Below are 25,547 nucleotides of genomic sequence, written 5' to 3' on the forward strand. Positions count from 1 at the left end.
CCTTGACTGGTGACTTTGACTAAGATCCGCACCGCCGCCGCGAGCTCCCTCGCCGCCGCAGGCCTCCTGTTTGCCCTCGCCGCCTGTTCCACACCGGCCGCCACCCAGCCATCCACCTCTGCGCCGGCTTCCCCGGCAACGGCTTCATCCAGCGCCGCCTCCGAGCCCTGCGCCGGTGTGAAGGTCGTCGTCGATTCGGGCGCCCTGAAGCAGGCCGCCGCAGATGGTTCCGTTTGCGTCCCTGTGGATGCGCCGACTCTCGCTTCCAAGGTGCTCGACGAGGCAAAGGTGAAAACCGAGGGCACTGACGCCTATCCCAAGGAACTGGTGTGCCGTGTGAACGGCGTGCCCGCCGCAGACTTCGACATCGCGCACAAGGGCGGCACGTACCGGGAAGAATGCAAGAAGATGCCCGCCGCCTTTGCCTACTGGTCGCTCTGGGTTAAGCCGGCCTCCGGCCCCTGGGCATACGCGCAGGAAGGCCTCGCCACCCTGAAGGTGAGCCCGGGACAGAGCCTGGAACTGCTCTACACGGTCGACGGCGCACCGGCCACACCCGCGGCGTGACCTTCCGACCCGCGCCGTTACGCGCAGCGGCGGCTCTCGCCGTCGTATTCATCGCGGCGCGGGTCATCTACCGCATCCTTTTCAACGGGGCGGGCACCGGTGGCCCGGTTCTGCTCAACATGCCGCCGGTGCTGTTGCCTGCCCCGTACGCCCATGTGGTACTCCTCGGTCCCGTAACGGCACCTGGCCTGTGGGAGGCGGTCCTGTCTGCTCTGCCGATTGCCGGGATGATCCTCGGTTTCGGCATGCTCAACGCCTGCGTGGATGTGGGCCGCGGCTTCGTGCGCCTGGCCCGCGGCGGCCCCATGCAGGGCATAGCCCGGATGCTTGTGGTGGCTTGGGCGGCGCTCCCGGCGCTCTCGGACGCCGTGAACTCCGTGCGCCTGGCTTTTCGATTGCGGGGCGAACGCTTCGGACCCCGCGCCCTTGTTCCCGTGCTCGAGCGCACTCTCGAGCACGCCGGCCGGGTTGCCGCGGCCCTGGAGCTTCGCGGCTTCGGGAGCCGGGCAGCACACCAACCCGGCCGTGGTATCGAAGCACCGGTTCTGGTCCGGGACGCACAATTCCGCATTGGTGACGCCCAGGTGCGCGTCGCCGGGTTCGCGCCGTCGAGCGGGTCAATCACGGTCATTACCGGGCCCACGGGCTCCGGCAAGTCCACGATCCTGCGAGGTATCGCGGGCCTCCTCTCACACGTTGACGGTGGAGAAGTTTCCGGCACGCTGCGCGTCGCCGGAACGGACCGTGCCACCACGCCGCCGCGCGATACCGCCCGCCTCATCGGCGTCGTATTGCAGAATCCCCGCGCCGCATTCGCCACCACCCGGGTCCGGGACGAAATCTCCCTCGCACTTGAGCTGCGCGGCATGACGGCCGGTACCGCCAAGGCCTGGGTGCTGGAGGTCGCCGAGCGTATCGGGGTGTCGGCGCTGCTGGACCGGAATCCCAGCACCCTCTCGGCGGGTGAGGCAACGCTCGTAGCCATCGCCGCCGCGGTGGTGGAGCATCCGGCCCTGCTCCTGGTTGACGAGCCGCTGGCCGACCTCGACACCGCAGCACGCGGACGCGTCATCGCCGCGCTCAACGCCCTCGCCCGCGAAGCGGGTGTCTGCGTCATCGTGGCAGAGCACCGGGCGGAATCGCTTGTACCGGTTGCCGACTCGTGGTGGACCATCGACGACGGCACCCTGGTGCCCGATGTTGCGCCATCCGCGCCTTCGCGCCCGGTCGTTGCCCGCCCGACGCCGCCACAGCCAACGGAGCACGTGCCCGTGCTGACTGCCACAAAGCTCGCGGTGCGCCGAGAGGGCAAGCCGCTCGTGCGCAGCGCATCCCTGACCCTGCACCGCGGTGAAGTGGTCGCCCTGGTGGGCCCGAACGGTGCCGGGAAGTCCTCCCTCCTTGTGGCACTCGCCCTCGGTGAAGGCATACTCGGTGAAAGTACTGTCGACGGCGGCCGAGTCGCCCTTGTGCCGGACGCCTCGGACGACCTCTTCACCAGGGATACCGTCGCAGCAGAGCTCCGCGCGGCGGATCGTCGGCAGGCGCGTGCTTGGCGGCGCGCAGAAAAGAACAACGCAGGCCGGCACAGCCCGGGCAGTGACCGGAACCCCCCAGCGCCCGCGGTTTCACGCCTTGCCCGTTTGCGGGGCGGCGTCCGGATGCCCAGTGGACACGAACATCCCCGGGACCTCTCTGCAGGGGAGCGCAGGATCCTTGCCATCGCGCTGCAGACCATGGACCACCCTCAGGTACTCCTTATCGATGAGCCCACCCGCGGACTCGATCCGGCGGCGCGCACGGCAGTCGCAGCGGCGCTGCAGGCAGCGGCGGACGACGGCGCCGCTGTCCTGTTTGCCACCCACGACCTCGACTTTGCGCACGGCCTCGGCGCCAGGATCCTCCCAATGCGCGACGGTGTCGCGCCCTATATGGGGACAGAAGCCGCCGCCCCTGCCACTGCCCCCGCAGCGCAGCCCATCGAAACAGCGCTACCTGTTAAAGCCCCACCGTTCATGGACCGGCGGCCGGACATGCCAGCTGCCGAGAAGGCCCGGCGCGTCCGGATGCCACGGGCTGCGGAGCTCACAGTTCTCGGAGCTGCAAACCTTCTCGCCCTCGCCGCATTCTGCTGGCCCTTGCTTGCGGCAGCTCTCCCGGAGGATGCCGCCGCCGCACTCCCGTACGCGGCGCTGGCCATTGCACCCCTAGCCGTCGTTGCCATCATCGTGTCCCTGGACGGCTCGGTCCGCTCCGCACACACGGTGGCGTTGCTCGGCGTCCTGGCAGCCGTCGGCTCGGCGGTGCGGGTGGCCAGCACCGGCGTCGGGGGTGTGGAGGCAGTCTTTATCCTGCTGATCCTGGCCGGCCGGGCCTTTGGTGCGCGTTTCGGCATGCTCCTCGGCGCAGCCACCATCGCCGTCTCAAGCGCCCTGTGGAGTGGCATCGGCCCGTGGTCACCGTTCCAAATTTTCGCCTGTGCGTGGGTGGGTGCCGGGGCAGGCCTGCTCCCCCGCCGGGTGCGCGGGCGGGCTGAATTATGGATGCTGTGCGGCTACGGCGTCGTGGCGTCCTACGTGTTCGGCCTGCTGACCAATCTGTGGTTCTGGCCCTTTGCGGTAGGGGCCGGCACCGGCATCTCCTATGTGCCCGGAGCACCGCTGGCCACCAATCTCTCCAGCTTCCTGCTCTACTCGCTTTTGACGTCGACGGCGGGCTGGGACACCCTGCGTGCCGTCACCACGATCGTCGGAATCACTGTGGTGGGGCGGGCCATCCTCGCCGCGCTCCGGCGGGTGAAGCCGGTCTCCAGCCCGGGCGGAAGCGCCGGCGGTCAAGCCGCGCGCACTCAATCCTCCCGGGCCAGGGACCGGCGCCAACTCACACCTTGAAGTACTTCGCCTCCGGGTGGTGGAACACGAACGCGTCGGTGGACTGTTCGGGGTGCAACATCAGCTCATCGCTCAGGATCACGCCCATCCGCTCGGGGTGCAGCAGTTCCACCACCTTGCGGCGGTCCTCCATGTCGGGGCACGCGGGATACCCGAGCGAGAACCGCGCACCGCGGTAATCGAGCTTGAAGTAGCCTGCCTTGTCCTTCGGCTCCTCGGCTGCGAAGCCCAGCTCTGAGCGGATGCGCGCGTGCCAGAACTCCGCAAGAGCCTCGGTGAGCTGCATGACCAGGCCGTTGAGCTCGTAATAGTCGCGGTAGTGGTTCCCCTTGAACAGCTCGGAAGTCACCTCTTCGATCTTCGAGCCGGCGGTGACCAGCTGGACCGGCAGCACGTCGATCTGCCCCGACTCGCGCGAGCGCACGAAGTCGGCGAGGCACAGGTGCCGGTCCCGGCGCTGGCGCGGGAAGTCGAAACGCAGCCGCTCGGTGCCGATCGGACCGCCTGAGCCGCCATCGGGGGCGAGCAGTCCCGCGGTGCCGAGAACGCCGTCGTGATCCTCCCCGTGGTGCAGCACCACCACCTGTTCCCCCTCGGAGACCACCGGGAAATAGCCGTACGCGACGGACGCATCAAGCATTCCCTCGGCGAGGATGCGGTCCAGCCAGTACCGCAGGCGCGGCCGGCCCTCGACTTCCACCAGTTCCTCGTAGGAAGCGCCGTCATCACCGCGGCCGGGCTTAAGCCCCCACTGCCCCATGAACGTGGCGCGCTCGTCGAGCAACGCCGCGTAGTCGTGGAGTGCCACGCCGCGCACAATGCGCGTGCCCCAGAACGGCGGCGAAGGCACGGGGTTATCGGCGGCCACGTCGGAACGGCCGGGCATGGCTTCCGGCTCGGTCACCGTGAACTTCGGGCCTCCCTTATGGAGGCGCTTCTTCAGCGCGGGCAGGCCAACCTCTGCGGGGTCGGCGCCGCGGGCCACCTGCACCAGCGGTTCCATGAGCGACAGGCCCTCAAAGGCGTCCTTGGCATACCTGACGGTTCCCTCAAACTGCCCCGCCAGGTCCTGCTCCACATAGGCGCGGGTCAGGGCTGCGCCGCCGAGGATGATGGGCCACTTCTTCGCGAGCCCCCGGGACTGCAGTTCCGCGAGGTTCTCCTTCATCACCACGGTGGATTTCACCAACAGCCCGGACATGCCGATCACGTCGGCGTCGTGCTCCTCGGCCGCGGCGATGATGTCCGCGATCGGCTGCTTGATGCCGATGTTGATCACCTTGTAGCCGTTGTTGGTGAGGATGATGTCCACCAGGTTCTTGCCGATGTCGTGCACGTCGCCGCGCACGGTGGCGATCACCATGGTGCCCTTGCCCGACGCGTCCGACTTCTCCATGTGCGGCTCGAGCAGCGCGACCGCGTTCTTCATGACCTCGGCGGACTGCAGCACGAACGGCAGCTGCATCTCGCCGGCGCCGAAGCGCTCACCCACAACCTTCATGCCCTCGAGCAGCTGGTCGTTGATGATGGCCAGCGGGGTCATTCCCTCGCTGCGTGCGAGGTCGAGGTCCTCTTCGAGGCCCTTGCCCTCGCCGTCGATGATGCGCCGCTGCAGGCGTTCCCCGGTGGGCAGCGCGGCGAGTTCCGCGGCGCGCTGATCCTTGAGCGCCGCGGTGTCGACGCCGGCGAACATGTCCAGCATGCTCGCCAGCGGGTCGTACGTGACATTGCCGTCGTCGTCGTACTCGCGGCGGTCCCAGACGAGGTCCAGCGCCACCTGGCGCTGCTCCTCCGGCAGTGACGCGAGCGGCACGATCTTGGCGGCGTCGATGATGCCGCTGGACAGGCCTGCCTGCACGGCCTCGTGCAGGAACACCGAGTTCAGGGCGATGCGCGCTGCCGGGTTCAGGCCAAAGGACACGTTGGAGACGCCGAGCGTGGTGTGGATCCCGGGGTACTTAGTGGTGATCTGGCGGATGGCCTCGATAGTTTCGATGCCGTCCCGGCGGGTCTCTTCCTGGCCGGTGGCGATGGGGAAGGTCAGGCAGTCCACGATGATGTCTTCTACCCGCATCCCCCATTCACCCACCAGGGCCTCGACGAGGCGCGAGGCAATCGCCACCTTGCCATCGGTGGTGCGTGCCTGGCCGTGCTCGTCGATGGTCAGGGCGATCACGGCGGTGCCGTGTTCCTTCACGAGCGGCATGATGCGCGCGAAACGGCTGTCCGGGCCGTCGCCGTCCTCGTAATTGACGGAGTTGATGACGGGGCGCCCGCCGATGTGTTCGAGCCCGGCTTGCAGCACGGGCGGTTCGGTGGAGTCGATGACCAGCGGGAGCGTGGAGGCCGAAGCGAAACGCGAGACGACTTCCTTGATGTCGGCCACGCCGTCGCGCCCCACGTAGTCAATGCACACATCGAGCAGGTGCGCGCCGACGCGGATTTGCTCGCGGGCGATATCGACGCAGTCATCCCAGCGCTCTTCGAGCATCGCCTGGCGGAACGCCTTGGAACCGTTGGCGTTGGTGCGCTCACCGATGGCGAGGTACGAGGATTCCTGGTCGAAATTCACGTGCTGGTAGAGGGAGGCGATGCCGGCTTCCCGTTCGGTGGGAACGCGGCCGCCGTCTGCTCCACGCCCGCCGCTGGTGACGGCGGCGCTGCTGCGGAAGGGCGCAAGGCGTTCGACGACGGCGGCCATGTGTTCCGGCGTCGTACCGCAACATCCGCCCACGAGGCCCAGGCCGAATTCCCGCACAAACTGCTCGTGCGAGGTGGCGAGTTCGGAAGGCGACAGCGGGTAGTGCGCACCGTCGGCGGTGAGGACCGGCAGGCCTGCATTGGGCATGCAGGCGATCGCCACGGAGGACTGCTTGGACAGGTGCCGCAGGTGCTCGCTCATCTCATCCGGCCCGGTGGCACAGTTCAGGCCGATGGCGTCGACGCCGAGTGGCTCAAGCGCGGTGAGCGCCGCGCCGATCTCGGATCCCATCAGCATGGTTCCGGTGGTCTCGACAGTCACCTCGACGAAGATCGGGAGCCGGACGCCGCGGGCCACGATCGCCTGCTTGCAGCCGTTGACCGCGGCTTTGGTCTGCAGGAGGTCCTGGCTCGTCTCGATGAGGAAGGCATCCGCTCCGCCGGCGATGAGGCCCTCGGCCTGCAGGGCGAAGGTCTGCTTGAGGTAGTCGTAGCTGGTGTGCCCGAGGCTGGGGAGCTTGGTGCCAGGCCCCATCGAGCCCAGGACCCACCGCATCCGTCCGTCTGCGGCTTCCGCGGCCTCCGCACGCTCGCGGGCGATCTCTGCGCCCTTCCGGGCGAGCTCTTCAATGCGGTCGTCGATGCCGTAGTCGGAGAGATTTGACCAGTTCGCACCGAAGGTGTTGGTTTCGACGGCATCGATTCCCACCGCATAGTACGCGTCGTGGATGTCCCCGATGACATCCGGACGCGTGTCATTGAGGATCTCGTTGCAGCCTTCCAGCCCCTGGAAATCGCTCTCGAGCGACAGTTCCCGGTCCTGCAGCATGGTGCCCATCGCCCCATCGGCAATGACGACCCGGTGGTTCACTGCATCCAGAAGCGACTGGGAGCGAACGGGACGGGGGACGGAGTCTATATCAAGCGCAAAACGAGGCATGTAAACAGACTACGGCCGGGGCCCGTAACAGTGCGCCGTATTTCCATGTGCTACGACGGCGGGTGGACCCACTACTTGTAATACAAGTAGGCTACTTGTATCCTGAGTGTGCGGGCGATGTTGCCCCCATTTCCCAAGGAGAACCCATGAGTACCGTCGATCTCATCCGGCACATCAAATTGTCCACTGCACGCCTTCCGCTGGCCGTCCCGATCAGCGATGCCAAGGTGTTCACGGGCCGTCAGAAGCCCATGACTGAGGTCGTTTTCCTCTTCGCTGAGATCACCACGGAACAGGGCCACACCGGCCTCGGCTTCAGCTATTCCAAGCGAGCCGGCGGCCCCGCCCAGTACGCCCACGCGAAGGAAGTTGCCGAAGGGATCATCGGCGAGGACCCCAACGACATCGGCAAGCTCTACACCAAGCTGCTCTGGGCCGGCGCCTCCGTGGGCCGCTCGGGTGTCGCCACCCAGGCCCTCGCCGCCATCGACATTGCGCTGTACGACCTCAAGGCCAAGCGCGCCGGCCTGCCCCTGGCCAAGCTGCTGGGCTCCTACCGCGACTCCGTCCAGACCTACAACACCTCCGGCGGCTTCCTAAACGCCACCCTCGACGAGGTGAAGGCCCGCGCCACGCAGTCCGTCGAAGAGGGCATCGGCGGCATCAAGATCAAGGTCGGACTCCCGGACAGCAAGGAAGACCTGCGCCGCGTGGCGGGCATCCGCGAACACATCGGCTGGGACGTGCCCCTCATGGTTGACGCCAACCAGCAGTGGGACCGCGCCACCGCACTCCGTATGGGCCGCCAGCTCGAAGAATTCAACCTCATCTGGATCGAAGAGCCGCTGGACGCTTACGACTTCGAGGGCCACGCCCACCTCGCCCAGGTCCTGGACACCCCCATCGCCACCGGCGAAATGCTCGCCTCCGTGGCCGAGCACAAGGGCCTCATCGCCGCCAACGGCTGCGACATCATCCAGCCCGACGCCCCGCGCGTCGGCGGCATCACCCAGTTCCTCCGCCTGGCTGCCCTCGCGGACGAACGCGGCCTGGGCCTGGCACCGCACTTCGCGATGGAAATCCACCTGCACCTGGCCGCCGCCTACCCGCGCGAACCATGGGTGGAGCACTTCGACTGGCTGGACCCGCTGTTCAACGAGCGCCTCGAAACGAAGGACGGCCGCATGATCGTTCCGGACCGCCCGGGCCTCGGCGTCAGCCTCAGCGATCAGGCCCGCGCGTGGACCACCGAGACCGTGGAATTCGGCGCGTAACCTAGAATCCATGAGCCGGAACCTGACCGCGGACCTCGCCGCCGATCTTCGCACCCGCATCGTCGACGGCGTCATTCAGCCCGGTGAGAAGCTTCCGAGCGAGAACACCCTCATCGGCGAGTTCGGCGTCAGCCGGACCGTCGTCCGGTCCGCGCTCACGCGGCTCCAGGCAGAGGGTCTCGTGGAAACCGAACGTGGGCGGGGCAGCTTTGCGCTGACCCCGCCCCCGGCGGGTCCGACGTCGGGCCAGCCCACCAGGGCTGTGGTCACCGCCGAGGACCGGCTGCACCTGCTGGAATTCCGAATCGGAGTCGAAACCGAAGCGGCCGCGCTAGCGGCCGGAAACCGCACAGAGCGGCAGCTGAACGCCATGCGGCAGGCGCTGTCCGAGTTCACGGACAGCGGCGAGCACCCTGCCCACGCGATGAAGGCTGACTTTGAGTTTCACAAGGCCGTTGCGGCAGCGTCGGGAAACCCCTTCTATACGGACTGTCTTGCCTCCCTCGGCCAGACCATGATCGCCATGCCGCGCACCCGGCTGATGACCGGCGTTGAGCATTACATACGGGACCACTTCGAACAGGTTGTGCACGAACACGGGTCCATCTTTGCCGCCATAGCGGAAAGCGACGGAGCAGGGGCCTCCGCAGCGATGCGCAATCACCTGGCCAACTCGCGGCGCAGGCTCCGGGCCGGACGCGAATAGGCGCCCCGGATCACGGCCCGCTGGGCGCGAGCTAAGCAGGTCTAAGCAGGCGCCTCAATGAGATCTAGAAGCCTCAGAACCGCGGGGTTGGCCGTCTCCTCGTTCCATGCGAGCTCCAGTTCCACGCGGTTCAGCTCCTGCACGCCGTTCCGCCCGTCGATCTCGTGGAATTCCACGCCCGCCGGGGCAAAAGCCATGGCCGAGGCGGGAACAAGCGTCATTCCCAGGCCGGCCTGAACGAAGGCCAGGAGCGCCGGGACCTGGCTGGCGTACTGGGTGATGTTGGCGTGCGCGCCCGCGCTGGCGAACAGCCGGAGCACCAGGTCGTGGAAGTAGCGGGCCTCCTTGGTGGAGTACATGAGCAGCGGCAGCCTGTCCAGGTATCCGAGCGGCAGCGGCTCACCCTTGCGCCCCGCCATGTTGCCCAGCAGAGAACTGCCTTCGGGCAGCGCCACCACCAGACGGTCCTGCATCAGTGGCCGCGACACCACCCCGGGCCGGGCGACGATGGGGCGCAGCAGGCCGATATCCACGTTCCCCTTCACGAGCCCGTCCATCTGGTCCGTTGAAACCAGCTCCCGGAGCACAAAGGACACCCTCGGCATGTTCTCCGCTGCACGGCGCAGCATCAGCGGCAGCGCACTGTGCCCGGCTATCGCCGTGTAACCCACCGTGATGGTCCCGGCCTGGCCGGACGAGACGCGACGGACGTCCAGGTCCGTCTTGATACACAGGGCCGACATGGCCGGGACTGACCCTCGCCAACCTGCGTTCCTATGTCACCACAGGTTCTGTCCTGACGGCGGTGCAGGCATGAGCGTGGCCGTGGGATACGTTGCCACCCAGGAAGGCCGGGCGCAGCGGACCTGATGATGGACGCCTCGTACGAGGAGGACATCGAGCTGATTGTGATCGGGGTCCGGCGCCGCTACCAGGTGGGAAAGCTCGGGCAGTAGTTCCCTGCGGGTATCACGCCATGCAATATGCGTGTTGGACGGGCATGAAACCTACTGCTTACAGTTAATACGGTGCTGTGGCGAGGACCACAACGGCCTGCCCCGTAGTCCCCACAGCGTGATCTTGCTGCTCTATCAAAGAGGATTCCCCCATGCAGTCTGTAGACACCGCTGTCACGGATCTGGCTTCGGCCATGAAGAAGTTTTTCCGGCGCGTGCTGCCCATCATGCTGGTCATGCTCGTGTGCAACCAGCTGAACAGGTCCAACATCGGCTACGCCCAGGACCATCTGCAGGCTGACGTCGGTATCGGTGCAGCGGCCTACGGCTTCGGCGCCGGGCTGTTCTTCATCGCGTATGCCATATTCGAGCTTCCGAGCAACGTGATGATGGAGAAGTACGGCGCCAAGATCTGGCTGACCCGGATCATGATCAGCTGGGGCATTGTGTCCTTCCTGATGGCGTTCGTTCAGAACGAGACAATGTTCTACGTTCTGCGGTTCCTGCTGGGTGCCGCGGAAGCCGGCTTCTTCCCGGCCGTCATCTTCTACTTCGCACGCTGGGTGCCCGCCGGCCAGCGCGGCAAGGCGACCGCCGTTTTCATCGCCGGATCCTCGGTGGCAGCCGCCCTGTCCGGCCCCATCGCCGGCCTGCTCCTGAGCCTGCACGACGTCCTGGGCCTGCGCGGCTGGCAGTGGCTATTCGGGTTCGAGGGAGTGCTCTCGGTCGTCGTCGGCATCACCGTGTTCTTCTTCCTCGATGCAAAGATCCAGGACGCCAAGTGGCTCACCGCCGTCGAGAAGTCGGCTCTGACCGCAACGATCGCCCAGGAGGACGCCCAGCATGCCAAGGCCGACGGCGGCAAGGTCAACCGCTGGAAGATGCTCCTGAACCCGCAGATTCTCCTGCTGTGCGGCATCTACTTCTCGGTGCAGCTTTCCATCTACGCGAACACGTTCTGGCTGCCCACCATCGTCAAGCAGATCCCCGGCACCACGGACCTAAGCGTCGGCTTCCTCTCCTCCATCCCCTGGTTGTGCGCCGTTTTCGCCATGTACTTCGCGGCCAAGTGGCAGGACAAGGCAAAATCCAAGCGCCCGCTGCTGGTCGCCGCACTCCTCGTGGCCGCCGTCGGCACGCTCGCAGCAGCCCTCGCCTCCCCGGTCCTCGCCCTGGTGTTCCTCGCCGTCGCAGCCATGGGCTTCAAGAGCGCATCACCGCTGTTCTGGACCATCCCGCAGTCGACCCTGCACCCGCTGGTCCTGGCCCCCGCCATCGCCATCATCAACTCCCTGGGCAACCTCGGCGGTTTCGTGGCACCGTTCGGGTTCGGCATCATCAAGGAGCAGACCGGAAGCGTGGTCCCTGGCCTTTTCGCCCTGGCGGCGGCATCGACGGTGGCAGCAATTCTGGTGTACTTCCTCAAGGAGCGGAAACCAGCCTCAGACGTTGCTGAGAAGGCATCGGCGCCGGGCGCAGCAGGGCTGGAGCCGTCAACAGCGAGGTAGGCCGTCCAGCGTTACCAGTCAGTGTCCTGAGCCCTCGGGGCGGGTGTCGGAATTCCGGCACCCGCCCCGAGGCGTTTTAAGAGAGAGTAAGCTGCACTCGAAGACGGGGACCGCAAGCGCGGCATCGGAACTCGCCAAGCTCGTCAACGCCGCGCTGGCTGCCCGTTAACAGCCGCTGAAACAAGAAAGAACCCCGGGAAATCATTGATTTCCCGGGGTTCTGATGCGTGCGCGAGGGGGGATTTGAACCCCCACGCCCTTTCGGACACTGGCACCTGAAGCCAGCGCGTCTGCCGTTCCGCCACTCGCGCGCAACTTCTTCCACTCAGCCCAACCGGAATCCGGTTGTGCACCTCGTGAAAGCAGCGAGATCAAGCATAACGGACATTCCCCGCAAATTCCTAATCGGGGCTTCGCAGCCGCCTTGCAGCATGATTCTCCCGGCAGTGCCACGGTTGCGAAGGCCCCCAATGCCACCACGGAGGCAAGGTTCCAACCTGTGATCGCTCCCACATCCGCTGGGGAAACGTGAACGAATCGGGCTCCCGGCGCGTTGTGGATTAAGGTCTTTCGCAGACGTGGCAAGTAGTATCGGATACATAGGGGCCCGCTTCCGGCGGGCACGGTGTTTTGTTGTGACCGCATCGCCAGAATGAGTTCCACGGGACGTGCTGTCCCTCAGCAGCAAGGAAAGGAGAGGACCATGGGTTTGCTGGACAAGGTCGAACGCGGCATTGAAAAGGCCGTCCGCGGCGTCTTCTCCACCGGCTCCAAAGCCCAGGTTGAGCCCGTGGAAATCGCGAGCCGCCTCCGCCGCGAAGTGGACCACAAGGCCATCACCATCGCCGCCGGACGCACCTTGGTGCCCAACATCTTCGACGTGCTCCTGAGTGACGAGGATTTTCAGCGCGCCCAGGAATGGGGAACTCCCCTGGCCGAGGAACTCTGCGACGTCGTGATCAACCATGTCCGCAGCCAGGGCTACATCCTCCAGGGGCCCGTCCGCATTTCTTTCCGCCGGGACGAATCCCACCGGGCCGGCGACTTCGAGATAACCTCCAAAACCGAGAAGTCCTCCGGTTCAGCGCCGGCCGCGCCGGCTGCTCCGCGGGCTAACGTGCCGGCAGCGCCAAGCCGCCAGCCAGTCCGCCTGCAGCCTGTCCTGGATATCGACGGACAGCGCTATTCACTCAATGCGCCCTCAGTCGTCCTGGGCCGTTCATCAGAGGCTGACATCCTGGTGGACGACACCGGAGTCTCCCGCCGGCATCTGGAAATCCAGACCCACGGCGGCACCACCACCGCCGTCGACCTGGGCTCCACCAACGGCAGTTACGTCAATGGACACAAAGTGGCCGGCAGCATGGAGCTCACCGACGGCTCCACCATCACGATGGGACGGACCAAAATCATCTTCCGCCTCCTGCCCGCCAACAGTGGCGGCCGCCAATGAGCGAACTGACTATCACAGCCCTGCGCTTTGGGTTCCTGCTTCTTCTCTGGGTTCTCATCTTCAGCATCGTCTCCGCCATGCGGCGCGATCTCATGATTGGACGCAAGGCGGCCACCGGCGCCCCCACGGCACGACAGGTGCGGAAGAACCCGGAACTCGCCGAACCGGCCCCCGCGCCGGCAAAGCAGCAGGCCCGCCAGTTGCTCGTCACCGAAGGCCCGCTCAAGGGCCGCACGGTCCCACTGGCTGCCAGCCCCATCCTGCTGGGACGCGCGCAGGAGGCCACACTGGTACTCGAGGATGACTACGCTTCCGGCAGGCACGCCCGGCTCTTTCCGCAGGGAAGCCGCTGGTTCATCGAAGACCTCGGCTCCACCAACGGCACCTATCTGGCCGACCAGCAGCTCACCAGGGCCCTGCCCGTGGACCTTGGTGTACCCGTGAGAATCGGCAAGACGGTCATTGAATTGAGGCCGTAGACATGGCCGCTCCGGACATGCCCGCGGGCGAGGTGCCAGCCTCGCCTCGGCCCCTTATCCTGCGCTATGCGGCGCGTTCCGACGTCGGCCGCATCCGCGCGAAGAACGACGACTCCGCCTACGTGGGGCGGCACCTGGCCGTCGTGGCGGACGGCATGGGCGGCCACGCCGGCGGCGATGTTGCTTCCGCCGCCACTGTCCTGGACATGATCCACCTGGACACCGACGACTACGATGACGACGCCGGCACCGTGCTGGCCGACGAGATCCAGACCGCCAACTCGCTGCTCTCGGAACTCGTTCACATCAATCCCAAGCTGGCGGGCATGGGCACCACCGTGACCGCCCTGCTGCTGGCCGAGGGCAAGCTCCATTTCGCCCACATCGGCGACTCCCGCGCCTACCGCCTGCGCGACGGCGAGTTCGAACAGATCAGCATCGACCACACGTTCGTCCAGCGCCTCATCGACGAGGGCCGGCTGCGCCCCGAAGAAGCGGAAACCCATCCGCACAAGAACGTCCTGATGCGCGTCCTCGGTGACGTCGATGCGAGCCCCGAACTGGACCTCGCCACCATCGATGTGCAGCCCGGAGAGCGCTGGCTGCTCTGCTCCGACGGTTTGAATTACGTTGCGGGCCATGTCGTGGAGCGCACCGTGCGGGAAACGCCGGATCTGAGCGAATGCGTCGAGACGCTCGTTGACCTCACCCTGGAGGCGGGCGCGCCGGACAACGTCACCGTTGTCATGGTGGAAATCGTGGAGGAAACGCCCGACGACGTCAGCACGGCCGCCGTCGAAATCGTCCCTGACGCCGGACAACCGGAAGCGATTACCGGGACGAAGGCTGCGGCCCCGGCAGAGCCATCCGCTGCCCCGGGTTCCGTAGCCGCCGATTCGGGGCCAAGTGATTCGAAGCCTGGATCCACATTTCCTCCCGCCCCGCCGGCCGCGGTTCCCGCAGCAGATCCCGCGTCCGGCAGCTCCGGGCCTGATCGGACATCCGAGCCCGACGCCACGGGTGACGGCGCCGGCAACCCGCCGTCGAACGAGCCGTCCACCAGCACCGATCCCCACCTGGGTGAACACCTGTCCGCGGAGGTACTGCGCGAGGAGCTGTCCTCCCGGCCCCACATCCTCGTCGGCGCCGCCGTCGCTGCTGCCGAGACCGGTTCCATCCCCACCATTGCTGGCCGCACCGTCGCGCGCCGCGCGGCAACCGTCCTGACGCACAAGTCAGACCACGCCCGCGAGGTGGCCGAGGAATTCATGCCCGTGAGGCGTCCACGCCGCTGGCTCACCCTGGGAATTGCGGGCGCCGCACTCCTGGTCCTCGCCGTCGGGCTTTGGCTCGGTTACGCCTGGACCCAGACGCGCTACTACATCGGTGAATTCGATCAGCGGGTGGCCATCTTCAACGGCGTCTCCCAGCGCCTCGGCCCCGTCCAGCTCTCTACCCTGGAAGCGGTCACGGACATCCGGATGGATTCGCTGCCCCAGTTCTCGCAGCAGCGGGTCCGCCAGACCGTCCCCGCGCGGGATCTGTACGATGCCCAGCGGATCGTCAAGAACCTTGAGCGCACGGGAAGCACCGCACCCTCGGATGAGTGCCTGACTCCATCTCCGACTGCCACCGCCTCGGCCTCGGCCTCGGCCTCGCGGAAGGCTACGGCATCAGCCACGGCCAAGGCCTCCGCCACCCCGAAGCCATCAGCCACGCCCCCGAAGGCGAGCACAACCGCCAAGTCGACGGCAACGCCAACTGCAACAGCCGGAGCCTCGGCCGTACCCACCCCAACCGCAACCTGTGAGGGGGGCCAATGAGCCACGCCGACACCATGCCCAAACCCCGGCGCAACGTGGAACTGCTGTTGCTCGTACTCGCCCTGTCGGTCAGCATCGGCGCCAATGCACTGATCAGCATCGACGAACAGACCTCACTGGACACGGACTTCTGGTTCCAGTCCAGCCTGCTCGCTGTCGCGTCCCTGGTGTTCCATGTGGTCCTCCGGCTCCGGGCTAAGTATGCCGATCCGGTAATACTTCCGCTGGTCGTTACCCTGAACGGCCTCGGCTTGGCGATGATCCACCGGCTCGACGCTCCGGGGGAAGACACCGGCAACAATCAGCTGCGCTGGACCGTCATCGCCATGGCCGTTGCCATCGCCGTGATCTGGTTCCTCAAGGACCACCGTGTCCTGCGCCGCTTCACCTACATTTCCCTGGCCGTCAGCGCCCTGCTCCTGATACTTCCGCTGGTCCCCGGCATCTCCGCAGGCGAAATCCTCGGCGCCCGGGTCTGGATTCGCCTCGGTCCGATGACGTTTCAGCCTGGTGAGGTCGCCAAGATCACCCTCGCCATATTCTTTGCCGGGTATCTTTCCTCGAACCGCGACCTCATCATGCTGGCCGGCCGCAAGATCGGCCCCATGCAGTTCCCCCGGTTCAAGGACATGGGTCCCATGATCACGGCCTGGCTCGTGAGCATCGGCGTGCTGATCTTCCAGCGCGACCTCGGGTCGTCCGTGCTGTTCTTCGGCCTGTTCATCGTGATGATCTACGTGGCCACCAGCCGCATCAGCTGGGTGGTCATCGGCCTCACCCTGATCCTCGGCGGCGGCTTCGTGGCGTCCAAGGTCTTCTCGCACGTTGGCCTGCGCATCGACAGCTGGCTCAATGCCTTCACGGAGGAAGTTTTCGGCCGTTCCCCCGGCGGCAGCGGCCAGATCGTCGAAGGCCTGTTCGGCATGGCCAGCGGCGGACTCGTGGGCACCGGCCTCGGACAGGGCCGGCCCAATCTGGTGCCGTTCGCCAACAGCGACATGATCATCGCCTCCTTCGGCGAGGAGCTGGGCCTGATCGGCCTCTTCGCCATCGTGATGATGTACCTGCTGCTCTTCACCCGCGGTTTCCGTGCGGCCCTCGGCACCCGCGACGCCTTCGGCAAGCTCCTCGCCTGCGGCCTGTCCTTCGCGGTGGCCCTGCAGTGCTTCGTGGTGATCGGCGGCGTCACGCGGCTGATTCCGCTGACCGGCCTCACCACGCCGTTCCTGGCCGCTGGTGGCTCCTCGCTGCTGGCCAACTGGATCATCGTTGGCCTGCTGCTGATGATCTCGCACACGGCCCGCGGCCCGGTGGACACCTCACCAATGCAGCCCGGCCGCACACCTGAGGCGCAGAAGCCGGTGCCGGTGACAGCCGCAGGAAGCCGGCAGGACCGGAACACCACACAGACTCTCCCAGACGCTCCCACCGAGGCGGTGAAACACCTGTGAACCAGGCCATTCGACATTCATGGATCGCCGCGATCGCCATGTTCGCCCTGATTTTCGGTGCGATCAGCTACGTCCAGGTGGTGGGTGCGGACGAGCTCAAGGCCAATCCGTGGAACAGGCGAGCCATACTGCAGAACTACTGCAATGACCGGGGGGCGATCCTCGTGGGTGGCTCCGCCATCGCCGAATCCGTCCCGGGCAATGAATCCTGCAAGTTCCAGCGCCGGTACAACCAGCCTGACCTGTACGCGGGGCTGACGGGATACTTCTCCCGGAGCTACGGGGTCACCGGCCTCGAAAGCGCCATGGATGCCCAGCTGGCCGGAAGTTCGGACCAGCTGTTCTTCGACCGGATCGGGCAGCTCTTCCTGGGCAACCAGCCCAAGGGCGCGTCCGTCGAGCTGACCATTGACCCCAAGATCCAGAAGCTGGCGTACGACCTCATCCCGGACGGCCAGCGGGGGTCGATCGTCGTGACCGATCCCAAGACGGGCAACATCCTCGCCATGGTCAGCAAACCGTCCTATGATCCCAACCTCATCGCCACCCAGGACGTCGCCAAGGAGCAGGCCGCTTACAACGAGGCCATCAAGGTCCCGGGCGTCAATCTGAACCCCTCGGTCAGCGGCCCCACGGGCGCCCTGCTGGCACCGGGCTCGGTTTTCAAGCTGGTGGACACGGCAGCAGCCCTGAAGTCGGGCAAGTACAACGCCGACAGCGTGCTGCCCAACCCGGCCCAGATGAGCTTCCCGGGCATCCAGTACCAGCTGCCCAACTACGCCGGCGGCAACTGCTACACCCGGAACACAGCGAGCTTCGCGTTCGCGCTGCAGCAGTCATGCAACACGCCCTTCGCCAGTATTGCCCGCGATCTCGGGGAAAACGCGATAGCCCAGCAGGCCAGCAAGTTCGGCTTCAATTCAGACCTCGGCGACCAGCTCAAGCTGGATTACGCCCCCAGCGTCTTCCCCTCGGACCTCGACGACGCCGGATTGGCGCAGTCCGCCATCGGCCAGCGCGACGTCCGTGCGACGCCGCTCCAGATCGCGCTGATGACCTCGGCCATTGCCAACAGCGGAGTGCAGATGGCGCCGAACCTGATCAAGGCCGTACGTTCCCCGGACCTCCGTGTGATCGACGAACCGAAGCCGGCGGCTTTGCGAACCTCGACGACGCCGGAGATCGCCGGACAGATCACCGACTGGATGACCAGCGTGGTCAGCGAGGGCATCGGCTCCGGCGCCGCCGTCCCCGGCGTCGAGGTCGCCGGCAAGACCGGCACCGCCGAGCTCGGGAACGGCCTGAACAACTCTTGGTTTACGGGGTTCGCCCCGGCTAACGATCCGCAAGTGTCCGTCACCGTCGTCATGCAGGGTGTGGACATCAGCACCGGAGCACAGCTAACCAGTCCGAACGCAAAGAAGATTTTTGAGGCGGTGTTGAATAAGTGAGGCCTACATCGGGAATCACCCTCGGCGGCAGATTCCAGTTGACCACGCGTATCGCGATCGGCGGCATGGGTGAAGTCTGGAAGGCCAAGGACCAGATCCTGGGCCGGATCGTGGCCATCAAGGTGCTCAAAGAGGAGTACACGGGCGACCCCGGCTTCCTCCAGCGGTTCCGCGCCGAAGCCCGCCACACCGCGCTCCTCAACCACGTGGGCATCGCCAACGTCTTCGACTACGGCGAGGAGGAAGGCTCCGCCTACCTGGTGATGGAGCTGGTCCCCGGGCAGCCGCTGAGCAGCATCATCGAGCACGAGCAGGTGCTCTCACCGGACCGGACGCTGTCCATCATGGCGCAGACGGCGCGGGCACTGTCCGTGGCCCACGCCCAGGGCCTGGTGCACCGTGACATCAAGCCCGGAAACCTGCTCATCACCCCGGACGGGCGGGTCAAGGTCACCGACTTCGGCATCGCGCGCCTGGCGGACCAGGTGCCGCTGACCCAGACCGGCCAGGTCATGGGCACCGCCCAGTACCTCGCCCCCGAACAGGCCACCGGCCAGACCGCAACCGGCGCCTCGGACATCTACTCGCTCGGCGTCATCGGCTACGAGTGCCTCAGCGGGCACCGGCCGTTCTCCGGCGAATCCCAGATTGCCATCGCCCTGGCCCAGGTCAACGATGCGCCGCCGCCCCTGCCTGAGTCGCTGTCCAAGCCGGTCCGGGCGCTACTAATGTCCATGCTGGCCAAGGATCCGAAGAACCGCCCGGCCAACGCCATCAAACTGGCCGAGGCAGCCGAGGCCATCCGCAACGGTGACATCCCGGCAGCCCACGCCGCCGTCCCCGGCATGCTCCTGTACGAAGGGGGCACCGGCGCCATGACGGCCCCGGTGAATATCGCCACGGCACCAACCGGCGTGATCGGCTCGGAGAAGAGCCCGGCGGCGGCCACCTCCGCGCTGCCCGTGCTCGGCGCGGCAGCCGCGGGAGCTGCCGCTGGCGGAGCCGCGGCTGCGGCCGCCGGGAACCCCACCGATGCGGCCCCCACGCGGGCGGGGAGCACGCTGTCGCGTGCCGATGCCCTGGCCGCCGAGCGCAGTTGGGACCAAGAAGAGGACCAGTACGCAGCACCGTACGACGGCGAACCCGCCGATGAGCCCGAGCGGCGGAAGCGCAGCCCGTGGACCTGGCCGCTGATCGCCCTGATCCTGCTGGTGCTGTTCGTCGTCGCCGGCATCCTTCTGAGCCAGGGCGGCTTCCTGTTCCCGGGCCAGAGCCCTGCCGCCACCACGTCGAGCACACCCAGCCGCAGTGTGAGCACCAGTTCCACCCCCACGCCCACCCAGACGTCGGAGACGCCGACGCCCACACCGACACCGACGCCGAAGCCGACGCAGTCCACTCCCGCGGCCATCAACGTCATTCCGGACGCGTACCTCGGCAAGCAGTACAGCGAGGTCCGCGCCGAACTGATCGCGCTCGGGCTCAAGGTCAACGGCGATGAAGTCTTCAACGCCGCCACACCAGGCACTGTCACGGACCTCAACCCGTCCGGCCCGCTGCAGGCCGGCGACACCGTAAAGGTCACGTATTCCAAGGGACCGAAGCAGATCGCCGTCCCGGACATCAGCACGGGCAGCAGCGAGTCCGAAGTCCAGTCAGCCATCGAAAAAGCCGGTCTGCGCTGGCAAAAGGGTGCCGACGAGCCCGGCGATCCCGGCCAGGACGCCGGAACCTTCGTCCGTTCCGAGCCCCAAAGCGGCCGGGAGGTCGACGCCGGCACTGTCGTGACTTACCACCTGTCCGAGGCGCTGATCCCCACCCCCTCGTCCACGCCCACGCCAAGCGGCTCGCCGACCGGACCATAAGCCGTGACCACGCCGCGAACTCCGTCACACCGGGAAGACAACATCCCGGTGACCAGTCAGCGCGTCCTGAACGGACGCTATGAACTCGGGGAACTCATCGGCCGCGGGGGCATGGCCGATGTGCACCGTGGCCTGGACACCCGGCTGGGCCGGACGGTCGCCATCAAGCTGCTCCGCCCGGACCTGGCCCGGGACCCCCAGTTCCAGGCCAGGTTCAAGCGCGAGGCCCAGGCCGTCGCAGCCCTGAACCATCCGTCGATCGTGGCCATCTACGACACGGGCGAACACACCGTGCCGGGCGACGCGCATGACCAGGTCCGCGTTCCCTACATCGTCATGGAGTTCGTGGCGGGCAAGACTCTCCGGGACCTGATCAGGGCCGGTGACATCACCATTGACCAGGCCGTGGAGTACACCCTGGGTGTCCTGTCTGCACTGGAATACAGCCACAAGGCCGGCATCGTGCACCGGGACATTAAACCTGCGAATGTGATGTACTGCGCGAACTCGGACATGGTCAAGGTCATGGACTTCGGCATTGCCCGCGCGGTGGCCGATTCCTCCGCGACCATGACCCAGACCCAGGCGGTGGTGGGCACCGCCCAGTACCTGTCGCCGGAGCAGGCGCGCGGCGAAGCAGTGGACGCCCGCAGCGACCTGTATTCGGCAGGCTGCCTGCTGTACGAAACTATGACCGGCCGCCCGCCCTTCGTGGGTGAAAGCCCCGTATCTGTGGCGTACCAGCATGTCCGCGAGAAGCCGGAACCACCCAGCAACTTCAACCATCAGATCTCCGGAGCGCTGGACAGCGTGCTGGAAAAGGCGCTGCAGAAGAACCGTGCGGACCGTTTCCAGGACGCCGCGGCCTTCCGCCGTGCGCTGCGGGCCGCTAACAACGGGATCGCCGTTCCGGCATTGTCGCCAAGCGAAGCGCCGACGGACCCCAATGACATTCCTGAGCCGCACCGCACGCCGCCCACCGAAGCGTTTTCCATGACCGGAGCCAGCTTCCTCGACGACGCTCCCGTGGGCCGCCTGCGCCGTACCCGGGACATGGACGATGATGCGTCCGTGCTGCCGGCCGATGCCGCGGCGGTCTACGAGACGGCCGAGCACGATGAACTTCCGCTGGGCCTGCCCCGCGAACGGCAGCGATCGGGCTTACAGAAGTCCCGCCGTCGGGCCTGGATTACGACATTCGTGCTCTTCACGCTCCTGGTGCTGGCCGGCGGCGGCCTGTGGTTCTACAACTTCCTCAACCAGCCGCCTGCCGAACCGGCACGCGTCGCGATTCCCTCGGTCGAGAAGCTTTCCGAATCAGAGGCGCTGCAGACGCTCTACGACGCGAAGCTGCGGCCACAGATCAAGCGGGTGCAGCACGACGCGATCGCCAAGGGCACCGCCATTGGCACCGCGCCGCCGGCGGGATCGTCGCTGGAACCGGACTCGGAAATAGTCCTGAACATCTCTTCAGGCCCCAGTGCCGTCAAGATCCCGGAGACGCTGCCGGGACGGACGGAAGCGGCAGCCCGGGACATCCTGCGTCAGGCGGGACTGGTGGGCGCGCCGTCCACCACCATGGCCAACAGCGCCACTGTTCCGGCGGGCCTGGTGATCACCACCAAGCCGGCGCCGGGTCAGCAGGTGGCGGTGGGGAGCACCGTTGAGATCCTGGTGTCCACAGGCAAGGTGGTCATGCCGGAGCTTCGCGGCATGACCCGTGCCGAGGCCGAGGCAGCGCTCAAGGAGCTCGGCCTGGTTGCCGTCATCAGTGAGGCGGAGAACTCCCAGGTCCAGCCGGGCAAGGTGACCGGCCAGAGCGATCCGATCAACTCGCTCGTGGAGCAGGGCAAGGCCATCACCGTGACGGTGGCCAGGGCCCCGGCTCCGGCGCCCGCACCCACCCCGACGCCGACCCCGACGCCGAGCCCCACCAAGGGCAAGTAGAGCCCTCCGCGTGAATCAGTAAAGGACCAGACAGCCGCAAGCTGTCTGGTCCTTTACTTCGCTCTGGTGCCGGCCCCGGCTAGTGCTGGATAAGGGGGCTGAGCTTGGCTGCCCGTTCGGCCGCACCCTTCACGCCAAGCGACTCGAGCCAGTTGCCAAGCATCTGGTAGCCGCCCTCGGTCAGCACGGACTCGGGGTGGAACTGGACACCGCACAGCGGCGCGGTGCGGTGCTGCAGCCCCATGATGACGCCGCTGGCGGTTTCCGCCGTGATCTCCAGGATCTCCGGAATCGTGTCCCGGACGGCAGCCAGGGAGTGGTAGCGCGTGGCCGTCACGGGGGACGGCAGCCCGGCAAAAACGCTGGCCCCGTCGTGCTGGACCAGGGAGGTCTTGCCGTGCATGAGCTCCGGGGCATGGGTCACCGTTCCGCCGTACGCCTCCGCAAGTGCCTGGTGCCCGAGGCAGACGCCAAACATCGGCTTCGTTTTCTCCCCGCACCAACGGATCAGCTCGATGCAGACCCCCGCTTCGGACGGCGAACCCGGGCCGGGCGAGATGAGTATGCCGTCGCGCGTTTCCGCCATTTCGATCGCCTCGGCGAGGGTCACATCATCATTGCGGACCACTGTTGTCTCGGCGCCCAGCTCCTGGAGGTAGCCCACCAGGGTGTAGACGAAGCTGTCGTAGTTGTCCACGACGAGAATCTTTGCTGTACTCATGGGTTTCTTGGCGCACCAATCGTTGAGTCGGTGAATTGGGTGAACTGGGACATCCAGGGGAAAAGGAACTCGACCATCAGGAACACGGCGCCGGCAGCCAGCAGCACCGACGTGAGGACACGGAGCCAGAGCGGGCCGGGGAGATGACGGAAAATCCAGCCGTACATGCCTAGCCTTCTCCTCGTGCGCGTGCCACCTGGGCTGCGATCTCGGCGGGCGGCCCCGCCGACGCCGGCTGCCAGCGGTCCAGCACCGAGTAAGCGATGATCCGTTCCTCGGAGCCGAAGCGAGGATTGCAGCTGGTCATGGTGAGAAGGCTTTCGGTGGGGCGCACTCCGGGCTGGTTGGGCACCGGGAGGAGGACCTCGGCTTCGCTCGGCAGAACAATGCGGTTGTTGCGGAAGACATAGACGTAGTAACCGTCCCGCGTCTGGACATAAATCTTGTCCCCGGGAACCAGCGTGTGGATATTGTCCAGCACGGCGCCGTGCGTCTGCCGGTGGCCCGCCACGGCGAAGTTACCCACGGCGCCGGGCATGGAGGTGTTGCCGTAGTGGCCGAGGCCCAGGGTGTCCAGGACGTCCGCGCTGGTGCCCTCGACAATGGGCCGGGTGTAGTTCTCCCCGAACCGGGGGATGAACATAATCCCGATGGTTCCGCCGTGCCCGGGGGCTTCTCCCACCACTGGCGCTCCGTAGTCCTTCGGGCCGGAAGCGGCCGTGCCGCCCGTCGCGGCAGGTGTGGGCGCGGGGGCCACCGGACCACCCAGGTCCCTGGCAAAGTCCTTGACCGCGGCGGTTTGCTTGGCATCGGACTCCACGTTGGTCCACCAAAGCTGCCACGCGACAAACAGGAGCAGCACTATGCCGGCGGTGATGAGCAGCTCGCCGAAGATCTGGACGGCCTTCCGCAGGATTACGACGCCGGTCACCGGCTTGGCGGTTGCCGCCACCTTCTCCTGCAGTACCACGCGATCTCCTCCAAGGCGGTTGCGGGGCACCGGCGCGGACTGAACTACAGCTAGAATTGGCTGCTAGTAAGACTTCAGACCTGACCAAGAGTGTGCAGACCGCCGGCTATCCCCTTCCAGCAGGATATCAAGCCCCGGTCCATCCTCTTGATTCAGCCGCCAAGGAGGACATGTGCCCGAGTCAAAGCCACGTAAGAAGACTGCCCGCCCGGCCGAGCCCGTTTCCACCGAGGCTTACAAGCCGAACCCCGTCTGGTTCAAGCCGGTCATGTTCGGCCTGATGATCATAGGGTTGCTCTGGATCATCACCTTCTACATCAGCGAGGGCCAGCTGCCTGTGCAGGCATGGGAGTCCTGGAACATCCTGGCCGGGTTTGGCATTGCGATCGTCGGCTTCCTGATGACCACGCGCTGGCGCTCCTGAACCGACGCCCATGACCGCAGAAGGCATCATCATCGGCGAGGATGGCCTGGCACGTCCGCTGTGGGCCTCCACGGATCCTCTTCTGCGCGAGTATTACGACACTGAGTGGGGCCTGCCCGTCCGGGACGAGCAGGGCCTTTACGAGCGCATCAGCCTCGAAGCTTTCCAGGCGGGCCTGTCCTGGGCCACGATCCTGCGCAAACGCCCCGCCTTCCGTGCGGCCTTCGACAACTTCCATCCCGAAACCGTGGCCGCCTTCACCGAGGCCGACGTCGAGCGCCTCCTTCAGGATCCCGGCATCGTGCGCAACCGTCTTAAGATCCGTGCCGCTATCACCAATGCCCGGGCCACCATCGCGCTGCGGGACGAGGGCGGCCTCGTTGACTTTGTCTGGACGTTCCAGCCAATCTCGACCCCTGCCCCCGTCACATACGCCGACGTGCCCACCACGTCCCCCGAGTCCATCGCCCTCTCCAAGGCGCTGCGGAAGAAGGGCTTCGCCTTCGTGGGGCCCACCACCATGTTCGCCCTGATGGAAGCCATCGGCATGGTGGACACGCACCTGGTGAACAGCCACCGCAGGGGAACCTCCGGCGTCTGGGCCTGACTGCTGCTGCGCTGCCAGCGCTGCCGGCTCAGGACCGCTGCAGGGCGCAGGACCGGCCCCTGAATCCGCCGGTCCACACATGTTGGTAAAGATATCCACAGTGTTGATAACTCCGCCGACCGCAGCCCAGGGAAAAGACACTGAGCGCCCGGCTGGCGGCGCCAAGATGGCCAAACTTGCATTTTCCAAGTTATTAACAGTTGTGGAAATGACTGTGGAAAACCCTGGTCTTCAGCCCTCTTGAGGCCGGACAGGATGCTGGCTGGTGATAGACACGCGGTTGAAGGCGTTCATCGCGATGGCCAGCCAGCTCACGGCTGAGTACTGCTCGTCGGTGAGGTGCTCCCGCGCGTAGGCGTCCTCCAGCTCGCGCGTGCGCGCGTCCGGGAGAACCGTGATGCTCTCGGCCAAGGCCAGCGCCGCACGCTCGTGGTCCTCAAACACCGCGGTGTCCCGCCAGGCGGGCAAGACGGCCAGGCCCTGCGTGGATTCACCGCCCTTGACGGCATCAGCGACGTGCATGTCGAGGCAATACGCGCAGCCGTTGATCTGCGATATGCGGACGTTGAGCAGTTCAACGAGCTTCGAGTCCATGCCAGCCTCCAGCATTGCTTCCTTGGCCTTCAGCCCCAAGCCGTTAAGCGCCCGCCACGCTGCCGGGTGGTGCTTGTCCAGAAAGATGTGGCTGTGGGTACTCACGTCAGTGCTCCTTGCGGTCGGACGGGTTCACCCCCGCGGCTGTCAGTCAGAGACTACAGGGGGCGTGCTGCGGGCAGGCGGAAGGTTATCCACTTAGCAACAGGCGACTACCCAC

20 protein-coding genes and 1 tRNA gene are annotated in these 25,547 nt (G+C 66.3%); 14 read left to right on the forward strand and 7 right to left on the reverse strand.

The annotated features are described in order from the left end of the window. Positions 1-9 precede the first annotated feature (9 nt). Both J7I85_RS07900 and J7I85_RS07905 read left to right on the forward strand, forming a co-directional pair. On the forward strand, positions 10-567 hold the full coding sequence (locus tag J7I85_RS07900) for a hypothetical protein (RefSeq protein WP_214849713.1): 558 nt from the start codon (positions 10-12) through the stop codon (positions 565-567). Then, positions 564-3,458, forward strand: a complete 2,895-nt coding sequence (locus J7I85_RS07905) for an ATP-binding cassette domain-containing protein (RefSeq protein ID WP_214849323.1) — start codon at positions 564-566, stop codon at positions 3,456-3,458. The genes J7I85_RS07900 and J7I85_RS07905 overlap by 4 nt, the downstream gene beginning before the upstream one ends. Here J7I85_RS07905 and metH read toward each other — a convergent pair. Continuing rightward, positions 3,448-7,098 carry a methionine synthase gene (gene metH, locus J7I85_RS07910; protein WP_214849331.1) on the reverse strand — a complete coding sequence of 1,217 codons (3,651 nt, stop codon included), beginning with the start codon at positions 7,096-7,098 and terminating at the stop codon, positions 3,448-3,450. The two genes, J7I85_RS07905 and metH, sit on opposite strands and share 11 nt — an antisense overlap. A gap of 146 nt (positions 7,099-7,244) precedes the next feature. Between metH and J7I85_RS07915 the strand changes: the two genes are divergently transcribed. Further along, on the forward strand, positions 7,245-8,372 hold the full coding sequence (locus J7I85_RS07915; RefSeq protein ID WP_214849334.1) for a mandelate racemase/muconate lactonizing enzyme family protein: 1,128 nt from the start codon (positions 7,245-7,247) through the stop codon (positions 8,370-8,372). A 10-nt stretch (positions 8,373-8,382) separates the two neighbouring features. Continuing rightward, a complete protein-coding gene (locus J7I85_RS07920) occupies positions 8,383-9,078 on the forward strand; it encodes a FadR/GntR family transcriptional regulator (RefSeq protein ID WP_214849337.1) in 696 nt (231 codons plus the stop codon). Positions 9,079-9,119: 41 nt separating this feature from the next. Here the strand turns inward: J7I85_RS07920 and J7I85_RS07925 are convergent, their stop codons facing one another. Then, positions 9,120-9,821, reverse strand: coding sequence for a LysR substrate-binding domain-containing protein (locus tag J7I85_RS07925; protein ID WP_251024062.1), 702 nt, complete (start codon positions 9,819-9,821; stop codon positions 9,120-9,122). A 365-nt stretch (positions 9,822-10,186) separates the two neighbouring features. Between J7I85_RS07925 and J7I85_RS07930 the strand changes: the two genes are divergently transcribed. Next, positions 10,187-11,542 carry an MFS transporter gene (locus tag J7I85_RS07930; RefSeq protein ID WP_214849340.1) on the forward strand — a complete coding sequence of 452 codons (1,356 nt, stop codon included), beginning with the start codon at positions 10,187-10,189 and terminating at the stop codon, positions 11,540-11,542. A 228-nt stretch (positions 11,543-11,770) separates the two neighbouring features. Here J7I85_RS07930 and J7I85_RS07935 read toward each other — a convergent pair. Further along, positions 11,771-11,853: transfer RNA gene (locus J7I85_RS07935), tRNA-Leu, on the reverse strand. Between the two features lie 392 nt (positions 11,854-12,245). Between J7I85_RS07935 and J7I85_RS07940 the strand changes: the two genes are divergently transcribed. The 7 genes from J7I85_RS07940 to pknB are packed head-to-tail and all read left to right on the forward strand — an operon-like array spanning position 12,246 to position 22,011. Further along, complete coding sequence (locus J7I85_RS07940; RefSeq protein WP_214849343.1) at positions 12,246-12,995, forward strand: DUF3662 and FHA domain-containing protein; 750 nt, start codon at positions 12,246-12,248, stop codon at positions 12,993-12,995. After that, positions 12,992-13,474, forward strand: coding sequence for an FHA domain-containing protein (locus J7I85_RS07945; RefSeq protein ID WP_214849346.1), 483 nt, complete (start codon positions 12,992-12,994; stop codon positions 13,472-13,474). The genes J7I85_RS07940 and J7I85_RS07945 overlap by 4 nt, the downstream gene beginning before the upstream one ends. A gap of 2 nt (positions 13,475-13,476) precedes the next feature. Further along, positions 13,477-15,297 (forward strand): PP2C family serine/threonine-protein phosphatase, encoded by a 1,821-nt coding sequence (locus tag J7I85_RS07950; RefSeq protein ID WP_214849353.1) that lies wholly within the window; start codon positions 13,477-13,479, stop codon positions 15,295-15,297. After that, positions 15,294-16,748, forward strand: coding sequence for an FtsW/RodA/SpoVE family cell cycle protein (locus tag J7I85_RS07955; protein ID WP_214849356.1), 1,455 nt, complete (start codon positions 15,294-15,296; stop codon positions 16,746-16,748). Before J7I85_RS07950 ends, J7I85_RS07955 begins: the two co-directional genes overlap by 4 nt. Further along, complete coding sequence (locus tag J7I85_RS07960) at positions 16,745-18,199, forward strand: penicillin-binding protein 2 (RefSeq protein ID WP_214849359.1); 1,455 nt, start codon at positions 16,745-16,747, stop codon at positions 18,197-18,199. Before J7I85_RS07955 ends, J7I85_RS07960 begins: the two co-directional genes overlap by 4 nt. Next, entirely contained in the window at positions 18,196-20,064 is a 1,869-nt protein-coding gene (locus tag J7I85_RS07965) for a protein kinase (protein ID WP_214849373.1), read from the forward strand. Before J7I85_RS07960 ends, J7I85_RS07965 begins: the two co-directional genes overlap by 4 nt. Positions 20,065-20,112: 48 nt before the next feature. Further along, positions 20,113-22,011, forward strand: a complete 1,899-nt coding sequence (pknB, locus tag J7I85_RS07970) for a Stk1 family PASTA domain-containing Ser/Thr kinase (protein WP_308159424.1) — start codon at positions 20,113-20,115, stop codon at positions 22,009-22,011. Between the two features lie 79 nt (positions 22,012-22,090). Here pknB and J7I85_RS07975 read toward each other — a convergent pair whose 3' ends face one another. Genes J7I85_RS07975 through J7I85_RS07985 form a run of 3 tightly spaced genes read right to left on the reverse strand, consistent with a single transcriptional unit; the run spans position 22,091 to position 23,702 of the window. Further along, positions 22,091-22,732, reverse strand: coding sequence for an aminodeoxychorismate/anthranilate synthase component II (locus tag J7I85_RS07975; protein ID WP_214849380.1), 642 nt, complete (start codon positions 22,730-22,732; stop codon positions 22,091-22,093). Next, on the reverse strand, positions 22,729-22,899 hold the full coding sequence (locus tag J7I85_RS07980; RefSeq protein ID WP_214849382.1) for a hypothetical protein: 171 nt from the start codon (positions 22,897-22,899) through the stop codon (positions 22,729-22,731). Before J7I85_RS07980 ends, J7I85_RS07975 begins: the two co-directional genes overlap by 4 nt. Positions 22,900-22,901: 2 nt before the next feature. Then, a complete protein-coding gene (locus J7I85_RS07985; RefSeq protein ID WP_214849391.1) occupies positions 22,902-23,702 on the reverse strand; it encodes a class E sortase in 801 nt (266 codons plus the stop codon). Positions 23,703-23,874: 172 nt separating this feature from the next. Between J7I85_RS07985 and J7I85_RS07990 the strand changes: the two genes are divergently transcribed. Together J7I85_RS07990 and J7I85_RS07995 are read left to right on the forward strand one after the other, a co-directional pair. Beyond that, positions 23,875-24,126 carry a cell division protein CrgA gene (locus J7I85_RS07990; protein ID WP_102972605.1) on the forward strand — a complete coding sequence of 84 codons (252 nt, stop codon included), beginning with the start codon at positions 23,875-23,877 and terminating at the stop codon, positions 24,124-24,126. Between the two features lie 10 nt (positions 24,127-24,136). Then, positions 24,137-24,733, forward strand: coding sequence for a DNA-3-methyladenine glycosylase I (locus J7I85_RS07995; RefSeq protein WP_214849394.1), 597 nt, complete (start codon positions 24,137-24,139; stop codon positions 24,731-24,733). A gap of 231 nt (positions 24,734-24,964) precedes the next feature. Here the strand turns inward: J7I85_RS07995 and J7I85_RS08000 are convergent, their stop codons facing one another. Continuing rightward, the gene (locus J7I85_RS08000) at positions 24,965-25,432 is read right to left on the reverse strand and encodes a carboxymuconolactone decarboxylase family protein (protein ID WP_214849409.1); all 468 of its coding nucleotides are present in this window, start codon (positions 25,430-25,432) and stop codon (positions 24,965-24,967) included. Positions 25,433-25,547: the final 115 nt, after the last annotated feature.

This window comes from Arthrobacter sp. ISL-65 (assembly GCF_018613795.1).
In the GTDB taxonomy this organism is placed as follows: Bacteria; Actinomycetota; Actinomycetes; order Actinomycetales; family Micrococcaceae; genus Arthrobacter.

Excerpts from the sequence above, each read along its gene's own strand:
- J7I85_RS07915 (WP_214849334.1), top strand. The coding sequence starts at position 7,245 with ATGAGTACCGTCGATCTCATCCGGCACATCAAATTGTCCACTGCACGC.
- J7I85_RS07940 (WP_214849343.1), top strand. The coding sequence starts at position 12,246 with ATGGGTTTGCTGGACAAGGTCGAACGCGGCATTGAAAAGGCCGTCCGC.
- J7I85_RS07925 (WP_251024062.1), bottom strand. The coding sequence starts at position 9,821 with ATGTCGGCCCTGTGTATCAAGACGGACCTGGACGTCCGTCGCGTCTCG.
- J7I85_RS07975 (WP_214849380.1), bottom strand. The coding sequence starts at position 22,732 with ATGAGTACAGCAAAGATTCTCGTCGTGGACAACTACGACAGCTTCGTC.
- J7I85_RS07950 (WP_214849353.1), top strand. The coding sequence starts at position 13,477 with ATGGCCGCTCCGGACATGCCCGCGGGCGAGGTGCCAGCCTCGCCTCGG.
- J7I85_RS07920 (WP_214849337.1), top strand. The coding sequence starts at position 8,383 with ATGAGCCGGAACCTGACCGCGGACCTCGCCGCCGATCTTCGCACCCGC.
- J7I85_RS07930 (WP_214849340.1), top strand. The coding sequence starts at position 10,187 with ATGCAGTCTGTAGACACCGCTGTCACGGATCTGGCTTCGGCCATGAAG.
- J7I85_RS07995 (WP_214849394.1), top strand. The coding sequence starts at position 24,137 with ATGACCGCAGAAGGCATCATCATCGGCGAGGATGGCCTGGCACGTCCG.
- J7I85_RS07980 (WP_214849382.1), bottom strand. The coding sequence starts at position 22,899 with ATGTACGGCTGGATTTTCCGTCATCTCCCCGGCCCGCTCTGGCTCCGT.
- metH (WP_214849331.1), bottom strand. The coding sequence starts at position 7,098 with ATGCCTCGTTTTGCGCTTGATATAGACTCCGTCCCCCGTCCCGTTCGC.
- J7I85_RS07955 (WP_214849356.1), top strand. The coding sequence starts at position 15,294 with ATGAGCCACGCCGACACCATGCCCAAACCCCGGCGCAACGTGGAACTG.
- J7I85_RS07945 (WP_214849346.1), top strand. The coding sequence starts at position 12,992 with ATGAGCGAACTGACTATCACAGCCCTGCGCTTTGGGTTCCTGCTTCTT.